8 protein-coding genes are annotated in these 10,318 nt (G+C 48.3%); 3 read left to right on the top strand and 5 right to left on the bottom strand.

Going from position 1 to position 10,318, the window contains the following annotated elements; all coding sequences use genetic code 11:
* Positions 1-616: 616 nt before the first annotated feature.
* The 3 genes from V3U24_05115 to V3U24_05105 all read right to left on the bottom strand — a co-directional run bounded on the left by V3U24_05115 (position 617) and on the right by V3U24_05105 (position 2,969).
* Positions 617-1,249: an IS1595 family transposase gene (locus V3U24_05115; protein ID MEE9166827.1), complete on the bottom strand. Its 633-nt coding sequence runs from the start codon at positions 1,247-1,249 to the stop codon at positions 617-619.
* Positions 1,250-1,450: 201 nt separating this feature from the next.
* Positions 1,451-2,668, bottom strand: coding sequence for an ATP-binding protein (locus V3U24_05110; GenBank protein ID MEE9166826.1), 1,218 nt, complete (start codon positions 2,666-2,668; stop codon positions 1,451-1,453).
* The gene (locus tag V3U24_05105) at positions 2,628-2,969 is read right to left on the bottom strand and encodes an ATP-binding protein (GenBank protein MEE9166825.1); all 342 of its coding nucleotides are present in this window, start codon (positions 2,967-2,969) and stop codon (positions 2,628-2,630) included. Before V3U24_05105 ends, V3U24_05110 begins: the two co-directional genes overlap by 41 nt.
* A gap of 291 nt (positions 2,970-3,260) precedes the next feature.
* On the opposite strand from V3U24_05105, the gene V3U24_05100 reads away from it, so the two are divergent.
* From V3U24_05100 to V3U24_05090, 3 genes are all read left to right on the top strand, one after another.
* Complete coding sequence (locus V3U24_05100) at positions 3,261-5,483, top strand: hypothetical protein (protein ID MEE9166824.1); 2,223 nt, start codon at positions 3,261-3,263, stop codon at positions 5,481-5,483.
* A 221-nt stretch (positions 5,484-5,704) separates the two neighbouring features.
* Positions 5,705-6,148, top strand: a complete 444-nt coding sequence (locus V3U24_05095) for a type II 3-dehydroquinate dehydratase (protein ID MEE9166823.1) — start codon at positions 5,705-5,707, stop codon at positions 6,146-6,148.
* Positions 6,149-6,365: 217 nt separating this feature from the next.
* Complete coding sequence (locus V3U24_05090; protein MEE9166822.1) at positions 6,366-7,400, top strand: M23 family metallopeptidase; 1,035 nt, start codon at positions 6,366-6,368, stop codon at positions 7,398-7,400.
* A 22-nt stretch (positions 7,401-7,422) separates the two neighbouring features.
* Here the strand turns inward: V3U24_05090 and V3U24_05085 are convergent, their stop codons facing one another.
* Entirely contained in the window at positions 7,423-8,760 is a 1,338-nt protein-coding gene (locus V3U24_05085) for a peptidylprolyl isomerase (protein MEE9166821.1), read from the bottom strand.
* A 571-nt stretch (positions 8,761-9,331) separates the two neighbouring features.
* On the bottom strand, positions 9,332-10,318 hold a 987-nt coding region (locus V3U24_05080; GenBank protein ID MEE9166820.1), incomplete at its 5' end, for a T9SS type A sorting domain-containing protein.

Below are 10,318 nucleotides of genomic sequence, written 5' to 3'. Positions count from 1 at the left end.
CACCCAAAGTTGCACTAAGGGGTAATGAGGTTTGGTGTGTTTGATCATTTTTCTTTACTTGAAGCAATTGTTTTCTGGCGAGAAAAGGCCACCACCACCGTCCGGCTTTTCAATTAGACTTTTTTCCATCTAAAAACATTATGTCCAGGGGGGTTCAACCTTAGGAATACTGGCTCTGGAATGCGCATAGAAGCCGTTCTAAAGCACTTCTAAGCGAGGAAAGCTAATTATGCCATAAAAGTATCGAAGAATTTGAATTTTGTGACGTGTTTTTCTTAAGTGGACTCATATAATATATCCATAAGTAATTGTATTTACAGATGGTTGTGGAATTCTTATTACTACGATTTTGATTTTTATTACTTATTTATTACTTAAAGATCCACTGTCTACTTGGAGGTCAATACCCATTTGGGACGCTTTCTCGAGCCACTGTTTCTGATCAAGCCTTTTCTTCTCATCTCACTAAGCATGTTGGCGATCTTTCTCTCCTTTTGATCGTCCGTCAAAATATCAGGTAACTTGTTCAGTATTAGGTAATCGATATCGCTCCTACTAGCGAATCCATGCTTCTTAACGAAGGCAATAATCAAATCCTCATAATATTTTTGGTAATTCACACCCAAAGTTGCACTAAGGGGTAATGAGGTTTGGTGTGTTTGATCATTTTTCTTAACAGGGGAATCAAGTTGTTTCTTCGGTTGTTGAATCGCCATTCTATTTCTTTGAGATACAGGGGAAAATGGGATTGAAGGACACCACGGTATTGATAGAGCCAATGTTTGGCGTAGCTCCAAAACCCCTCAATACTGTTAAGATGGGCTCTCCCTTTGGGCTTCCCTTTTTCCTTAGTGACAACCACATGATTACCCGTAATGGATAAAGAACCATAGGCATGCCAGTCATCGGTGTAGTACAAACTGCCTGGCCTGGTATGCGTTGTAATGAGTGATAACAGAGTCTTTTTGCCGCGGCTGGGTACCGGGAATGTCACGACGAGGCCGTTCCGTTTATACATGCCAAAGACAATGATCTTACCCTCAGCTCCCCAACCCCGTTTTCCCGGTTTTCTTCCACCGAACATGGTCTCATCCAGCTCAATGGATCCTGACAGTTCAGATAGGTTCTGAACCGTATGTTGATAGATACACATTCTCATGATGCGGTAGAAACGCTGAATCCCTTTTTGACTGATAGGAACTTGAAAGCGAAGTCGATAAGCGGGGACGCCAAGGCAAAAGTACTCCACAAGTCTACCCTTCCAGTAAGGGGAAAGACGACTCATCTGACAGTAAGTACGGGTTGGAAAGCGCGTCAAACCACACTGTCTACACCGTGTTTGACCGGTTCTCAAATGCCAAAATTTGGACCCCTTGCAGCGAGGACATTTCCGCATGCTTGTAACATACTAAATTCCAATTAGATATGACAAAACTAAGTGCAACTTTCGTTACCAATTACCATATTTTTTATCAAAGCCCCTGTACGTGATATATTTAGCCTTTTCACCTGCAACCGATGCAATCTTGGAGGCTACAAACAAATTAGGATATCTTCCTTCAACAAGCCCTTTTGACTTCAAGAATCCGTGCTCTTCTTTTGAGACCTGCAAACGTTTTTGAACTTTATCAAGAAGGATCACTGTGAATAACTCCAGATCCACATTGTTGATCAATATGCGGGTAAAATTTTGATCCAAAATCCTACCCTGTATTCTTACAGTTACTCGCTCTGGTTCCGTCAAATCGTAATCAGGGAGAGGGAAAAATCTTTCCTTCTGTGTAAGAAACATTTTCTTGATTCCGCTACCAATGGTATCAATCATGTTTAAATTAAGCATCGCCTGTGCAAGAAAACGATTTCTGTAGATAGCAGGAGGTGCATCTTGTGTTATGACCGCTTCAACAGTGTGAGGCAGAAAACTGCCAAGATTCGAAAAAATCAATTCATCTGGCTTTTCGACAACACTAATTCTGCCACATAATTCATAGTCCTGATGAGCAATGCAATTGTGCAAGGCTTCCCGAATGACCCATGGATCATATTGACTAATCTTAATCGGGAATAGGGTCCCATCTGGTAAGTGGCGGTACTGGAGGTTGCGAATCCTATTTAGCACGTAATCAACATTGAGCAGGAGTGGGAGCTGGAGATGCTCAAAATCTTTCTCAATACCTTTTTCGTCTTTTAGCACCCAAGTGATTTGTCCCAAAGAGGGTAGCAGATATCGCTCCGACTCAGGTTTACCTAAAAGAAGGACGGCCGTGTTAGTTATCTGCCCGCCAACTGTGACTTTTGCCTTGTTCAAGAATGTTACGTCGTCCCAGTTTGACAGATCCTCTGAGAATTTTGGATTTTTTTGTATGAATTCATTCTTAGCCTTGACGATACCGTCAGGAGCAAGGTCAACAATACTTGCATCTTGGCAGATCTGTGCTGACCAGTCATACCCAGTTTGCTTTTTCCAAATCTTCCTTTCCTTCTCCTCGAAGTCTGATAACTTCTTCTTGTAAGAACCAACTCGGATGTAAGCCTCGCCCCTGAACTCTACAGGCGTATTGGTTGTGGCATCTATTTTGAACAAAACGATTGATTTGCCAGCATATGGAAATTCATAAATCAAAAAATCAATTCTTGGACGTAATTGTCTTAGGAGCCAATTCTTCATTCTTGATCTTGGTCTGTTTGGGTTTGAAACTCGTGCCGACAACAGAGTGGGTCTTATCTTGAATACCATAAATCAAAAACCCGTTTGCTCTATCGTGTAAGCAGGCAGAATTTGACAATGCCGAAATATATTCTCCGATTATCCTGGGGTTGTAGTTGTTGACTTTAAACTCAACCCACTCGGTCTCATCAGGTAATCCGCGCAACTCGTTTAGTGATTGTTCTAATTCTTCTTGGGTCATGTTTACGATCTTACCAATCCTTTCAAGATTTATGCTATTTGTTGCGTTACGTTTTCTCACATTTGTTTCTCTATCTCGGCCAGAACCGCTACGAAACTTTATCCTGCACGCAACTAAACACAACAGAAAAACTATCCCACAATGTGAGTCCGACTTACATACAAAACCCCCCACCCCCGTCCGGTTTTTCGCCCGAGCAAAAGTCGGTTACAAAGCATATATTGATTTCTATTAAAAGACCGATCCCACCCCCAAAAGGGGGCAGGATCAACCGTTTTTCGTTGGCAGTATGGTCACGTTCTGGTCCCAGAGCTTCGTAAGCTGTTGATTTTATTAGCTGGGCTTCAGGTTATGGAACTGAAAAACCGTTATTCCCACCATCTCCCTTATTTTTTGATCATCCTTGTCGTCACGCTGGGGCTGCGTATTGCACCCTACTACAAATCCACTTTCACCGACAAGGGTCCCCTCATCAGAGATCCCGATGCCTCTTACCACCTCCGCCGCGTCGAGCTCATCGTTCAGAACTTTCCCTCTATACCCCTGTTTGACTCTTATATTAATCATCCTCACGGGGCACACATCATCTGGCCTCCGCTCTATGACCTTTTCCTGGCGGCTCTCTGGTCCATCATAAGCTTGGTGCCCGGCTTTTTTTCTCCCCTCCAGCTCCTCGTTTTCATTCCGCCGCTTTTGATGGTGGTAACCTGTGGCGTCATCTATCGCATGGGACTTCGATTGTGGCCAAAGAGAAAATGGTTGGCCTGCGGAGCCGCCCTCATACCGGCCTTACTCCCAACAACAATCTCCTACAGCTACCTGGGCCAGCTGGATCATCACGCTGCCGAGTTTCTGGTTATGATACTCTTTCTTGACAGCCTCTCGCGTGCGTTGGCAAGGGTTACAGAAAACCGGGATCTCCGGAAGACAATCCGGGTGAGCCTGTTACCCGGGCTTTACCTGGGACTGGGACTCCTGGTGCAGCACGGGCTCCTCTTCCTGGAAGCCCTAATTTTCTTAACCCTACTTGCCATTTATTGGAAGGAACGAAAAGACGTGTGGGGCCTGGGAATAGCCATCAATGCCATCGCGTGCATCGTCATCCTCCCATTGGGGATCTTCAGCCATTTCCAGGGGGTTCCCCTGGCTCATACTCATTTCGGCGGATTTCAGCCATGGGTAGTGGCAGAAGCCACGCTTTTCTACACCACTTTGTGGCTCATAATGTCCCGTGCGAAGCTCTCCGGGAAATATAGAACTTCGATTATCTCTGCCAGTGTCATGATGACACTGGTTGTTGGGGTCTACCTCTGGCGGGAGACAGTGGCCGGAGCCCAGTACGTTCTGGGAGCCTGGTCGGGCTGGCAATCCCATATCGGCGAGAGTCAATCACTTCTGAGTCTTCCCCTTAGCGATGTGGCATCCCAGGTGAGCATGCAGATATCATGGCTCGTTCTCATTCTACCCGTTGGATGGTGGTTACTTTATCGCCAGCGTCGGCTATTACTTCTGGTAGCCACGCTCATGTTCGTCGTGATGGGATCTCTGCAGATGCGATACCTCCCCTATCTGGCCCTTCTTCTGGGGCTGATGGTTGCGCTCGCGGTGGAATATCTGATGGACAGATGGGGAAAGGCGGTAACGGGCCCCGTGCTGGCACTGGTTATTTCGGCGGGCTATTACCCTTCCATTCAAGGCATTGGGGAAAAAGATATTACGTACAATCTGTTGACACAACTCCATCCCGTCCTGGAATGGCTTCGGAGTAACACCCCTCCTACCTCACACTACGAAAATCCGACGACACCCGCAGAATACGGTGTCCTGGCTGAATGGTCTCTGGGGCATTACATCCAGTACTACGGACACAGACCGGCACTCGCGGACAACTTTGGTGAACATGCCAGTGACCTCCGGAGACTCCGTGAGTTCTTTCTCGCCAGGAACAACAAGACAGCCTGGAAAATTCTAGATGAAAACAAAGTGCGATACGTTCTTACGCGCGATCTGGTAGGAACGTTTCAAAGCGTCGTTCAGGAGAACCAGGTTGAGCAATACGTCACTGGCGCGTCCCTGAGGGGAAAATCGATGAGAAGGATCAATTTCTCTCCCGAGATGTTCCCCACCGTCCTTTACCGCTTGACCTGGAGGTACGGAGGTGCGGTCATGGACCGCCGCGGCACCTATCATCCTCCCCTGGAACGGCTGCGCCTGGTGGCGGAAAGCCCCGGCAAGGATGAACAGACCGAGGGTGGACCCGAAATAGCCCTCGTAAAACTCTACGAATATGTGCCCGGTTGTCAAGTGGAGGTCTCAGGATTGCCCTCAAGCGGCGACGTGATGATCCAGGGTATCGTCCACACTCCCTATGAACGGTGGTTTCCCTACATACAGTTGGCCCGATCTGATTCAAGAGGAAATCTCGCCCTGACCGTCCCCTATTCCACGGACAAAGACAAAGGAATACCCTACATTGACCGATACACGTTGAGATCCGGTGAAGAGTCGCGGCTGATCAGAGATATCACCAATGACATGGTGGTTCACGGGAAGACGATTTACCTTTCCTGGTAACTGCATTTGCGAAGCATCCTTCGAAAAATGTTACTAGATTATCATGAAAACCGAGATAAGGGATAAACAAGAGCCAAGTATCAAGGATCAAGTGTCAAGGATCAAGTAACAAGGATCAAGAATCCAGTATCCAGTCACCAGTGAACCAGTTACCAGTTTACCAGTTACCAATTACCTGGTTAACCAGTTACCTACTCACCTAATCAGCAATTGAGAAGATCATGAATATACTTGTTCTACACGGGCCCAACATGAACCTCATAGGGGTACGTTCTGCCCAGGTGGGCGACCGGGTTACCCTCGACAAAATCGACACGGCACTGAGACGAAAGGCGCATGAACTGGAGATTACCCTGAAAACACTCCAGACTCATCATCCCGGGAAGGCCATCACCTTTATTCAGCGAAACAGAAACTGGGCAGATGGATTGCTCTTCACACCGGGTCCCTGGGCAAAAGGTCAATACGATATTCTAGATACTCTGAAGCTTGTCTCTCTGCCCACCGTTGAAATCCACTTCACATCCGATTTTGACCCGGACAGTTACGCAAAATCGTCTCTATTTTCCGTAATGGCCGTCGCGACAAAAGAGGCTCATCCCATCCAGGCGTATACCTCGGCCCTGGTGGAACTCCATTCACACATCAACACCGGGAGTAGTTAACCTGATTAATTCATGACCTCTCATGAATTAATCACCCTTTGGGCCGCATGTTTCCCGCCTTGGCGGGACTGAACTTGCGGGGTTAACCCCGCCAAAGGCGGCCTTTGGTGGATTATTCATCAGCAATAAAAGAATGAACATATATCTAGTTGTTTTAGTATCACTTAGCATCTATTTAGAGTATGCTGATGAATAATCCAGGTTAAGAATAGCAAGTATGTTGCGCGTTTATGTGACCACGTCCCTGCTTTTCCTTGCAGGGTGTACCTACTTCATTAAACCGCCAACGGTCGAAGACGTAACTCCATCTGAAGAGGTCTCGTATGAATTCTCGGAAGATGGGAGAATCGTGACCATTCATATCCCTCACGGGGCAGTGGCTCCTGGAGAGACAGTTGAGGAGCTTCTCCATAGCACCGCGGGACGTATCGATTACGAGACGTACTTTCCCCGGGTAGAAGACGATTCTCTGAAAAGGGTGCTGAGTCGGGAACTCAGAGATATTGTCGGGGAGGGTAACCTTTTCCGGTACTCATATCGTGAAATAAGCTCAGACCAGCGTGCCGTCACGATCATACTGGATGAGGATCAATCGGGAATTGCTCGACTGGCCTCAGAACTAATGAAGAAATACGAAAATGTGAAGAGAGTGGTCCATGATTTTTCGTATCTTTCGCAGCTCTCGCTCCTCCTTCCATGCCCCAATGTCCCTGTTCCGGAGGACGCTAATCTCCTCCCCAATGCTCCACGGGATTATCGAAGTGGAACCCATCGCGGGATCGATTTCCCCGCACCGTATGGATCACAGGTAAGAAGTGTCGCCGACGGCATCGTTACGCGAGCCGACCACGACTACCGGGAAATAACGAATGAATTCCGCGACTCGCTCTTGAAAAAAGCATCTTTCATTGGCTATACTCCCTCGGATGTGTTTGAGCACATCCTTCTGGGAAGAAGTGTATTCATCGACCACGGGGTAGACATGGTTCCCGGGAAGCGACTCGTTTCTATCCATGCCCACCTTTCACAGATTGATGAGTCGATTCAGGTAGGAAAATCTGTTCGTCGAGGGCAGCTGGTGGGATTATGTGGAAACAGCGGCACCAGCGACGGGGCTGAGGGTACCCGGCAGGGGGCCCATCTCCACTATGAACTCATCATTCAGGACGAAAACGGGGAGTGGTACATGGGTCAGGGACTTCCCCACCCTGAACTTATCGATTTGTTGAATGCAATCTTCAACGGCCAGTGATCCCCGTGGCGAACCTGGTAGGTTACTTTACAGGTTGAACGTCATCGGTCGGTTCAGCGGGATCCACATATAATGCGAGAAAATCTTCATTGATGTCTACCCGGTGCCTGTCCGTCACCAGTTGAATAAGTTCATCCTTTGACGCATCGGAATTTTCCTTTGACAGCCGCTCTATCAAAATGTTTTTCAAAATGTCAGGTCGCTTCCGTTCCACCGCTTTGTCAATTTCGACAAACCACTCTTCCCCTCTTGTCTCCTCAGCGAATTGGTTAGTCAGGAATCTGTAGAGTATGTGCTCCAGAGTGATGGTTAAACTCCTTTCCGATATGACCAGGGACTCAGAAAGAGGGGAACCGAGAAGCTCAATCCGCTCCTGTAACCACGGCAGCTCCACGGGAATTCCCCCCGCAACAAAGACGATTCCTGGAAGATCCACCAGCGTAATGTCGGATACCTTGGGGCTTCCGTCGTGATCGCGATGGACACGGATGATCTCGGCCAGTAGCTCGCGAATCATGTCGTCGTTGAAAGTAACCCCGTAACGATTCCGAAGTATCGACTCAAAATTCCTGACTCCAACGTCGAACTCATGGCCCTGGTTGCTCCGGATGAACTGCCTCAATCTCGGTATCATCTCTTCATACGGTTTCCGGGGTAATTTCTTGATGCCCGATACCCGAACGATGTGATAGCCCACATCGGACCTGACAGTCATGGAGATTTCTCCCGCTCCCAACGAAAATGCTGCAGTCTGGACAGGTTCAAACAGCTCGCCCCACTTGAACCGGCCGAGTTGCCCGTCATTGTATCTTGAAGGATCCTCGGAATACTTCTTGGCTGCCTCGTAGAATTTCATCTCTCCCTGGATGATTTTTTCTCTGATCTCTTTGATGAGACTCAACGCGTGCTCCTCCGGGCGGTCCGACTTCGACCTGTGGGAACCCGCAAATGTCAGCACCACATGCTGAACCCCAATCTCCCGTCCCATCCGTTCATAGAGGAGTCTTAAAGAGGAGTCGGAAAGAAGTGAAGTCCAGATTTCTTCCTCAAAGATCTTGTTGACCGTGAGATTCTCTCTGGCTCGCATTTCGGCTTTCATGGTCAGCTCACCGTTCCGGAGCCCACGCATCTCCGCTTCCATCGAAATAATCACCCTTTCTGCAAACTCTCCTATCACCTCCCTTTTCTCAACCACATCCAGATTGCTGAACCGCGTCTCCCCCACATCGGCAAGAAATGCTTCACGCGAAAAGACCTCTCCATCAATGGCTACCACATCATCCTCACCCATTCTGAGTGTGCAGGAAATACACACCAGCGCCAGAGAGGCGATGGCAGTCCTGTTTATACAGTTCGCCATTCTTTCTGCTCCCATTGTCTTGTTTTCACAGGTATGTTAATCCAGTTCTGTTTCCCACTAAGAATATAGAAAGTTAAGGGAAAACAGGAGTGTCTCTCAACAAAGAATACATCACAAAAAATGGCCCAAAACCACTTTCAGAGGCTATCATAATCTTATCCTTACTGTCCTTTTCTTGCGCAAGACCAAGAAAAGAAGGGAAGTCTCCCTCTTGGTGCCGATGCATCGGCACCACCGGTGGCCTAAAATAATCTGGCGAACAGGGGTTGGCAGAGCCGTAGATCAGGATGAATTACTGTTTGATCCCGACTGGCCAGCCTGCCCCACGTTGTAGGTGGCTGGCAGGTCGGGGAGTTTAATTGATTCCCGTGGCGACAGCCAACACCAGTCAGATTATTTTGAGCCGAAGCTTCTCCGCAGGATCTTGAGATTTCGGTACCTTTCTTACGCTAAGAAAGGTACGAAAAGAATGAAGAGAAATGGCCTGGGAATGGTTTCACAATAAAGTATTTCGACTACAAAAAAAGGGCAGCCTAAAGGCCGCCCTTTTTCCATTCTTCTGCAGAACGAATTACTTCAGCAGAATCATCTTCTTGGTCGCACCGAAGTCACCGGCGTCAATCCGGTAGAGATAAACACCCGTGGCTAGCGCTATACCAGCATCCGTGGTACCGTCCCAGGTCACCGTGTGGCTGCCTGCCGTCCGAACCTCGTTTACAAGCGTGGCCACTTTCTGACCAAGCATGTTGTAGACCGTCAGGCTAATGTCACCATCGGTGGGGAGATCAAAACTGATGCTCGTCACCGGGTTGAACGGATTCGGATAGTTTTGACGGAGAGCAAACCGGGATGGAATCTGTGCCACATCATCATCTGTCGATGCAAAAAACAAAGCATCCATCCATTCCAGTGCCTGAGGAATCGGACCCTCGGGGTAGACACCGATCCAGTTGTACCCAGCTCCGTGCAGTGCGTCCGCGTCAACGGCCATCGTATTCAAACTGAGGGCGTCAAAGGCAAATAACGCCGTTTTGCTGCCATTCGCCAGCTCCATATAGACCCCCGAAGCTACCGTATCCGCAGTGTCAGATGCAGCGAAAGTAAGCGTATCAATAAGTCCACTGACTCCCCAGTACGATAAGGTCGCATCGTCTGTTACATCCACGCCGTCCAGCCAGTTTTGCATGCCGATCTCATAGTTCGGATCGTAGTTAAGAAGCAGAGAGTCGGCGACAAACGCTGCGAGGTCCCCGGAGATCTCATCATCGTCTACGGCTATCAATCTTGACACACCCGTGGCAGCACCGTTCATGTCCGGATAGGTCTGATCGACACCCATGTAATCGTAGAGGAAATCACCAGCCTCGTAATCGGTAGCGACCCACCCGTCGTAACAGTTGTTCAGCCATTCATCACCCGAGATCACGAGATTCTTGTCTCCCTCATCGAGCCAATCTGCCGGCTCATCGCCACAGATATACGTATAGAGGCCCTGGACTTCGACGATTGTCTCGTAATTGGGATAGAGCTCGGCGGGCGTGCCACCCAAATCGTTGAC

The sequence above is a fragment of the Candidatus Neomarinimicrobiota bacterium genome (genome assembly GCA_036476315.1).
In the GTDB taxonomy this organism is placed as follows: domain Bacteria; phylum Fidelibacterota; class Marinisomatia; order Marinisomatales; family S15-B10; genus JAZGBI01.
This window is presented reverse-complemented; position numbering and strand designations above follow the sequence as displayed.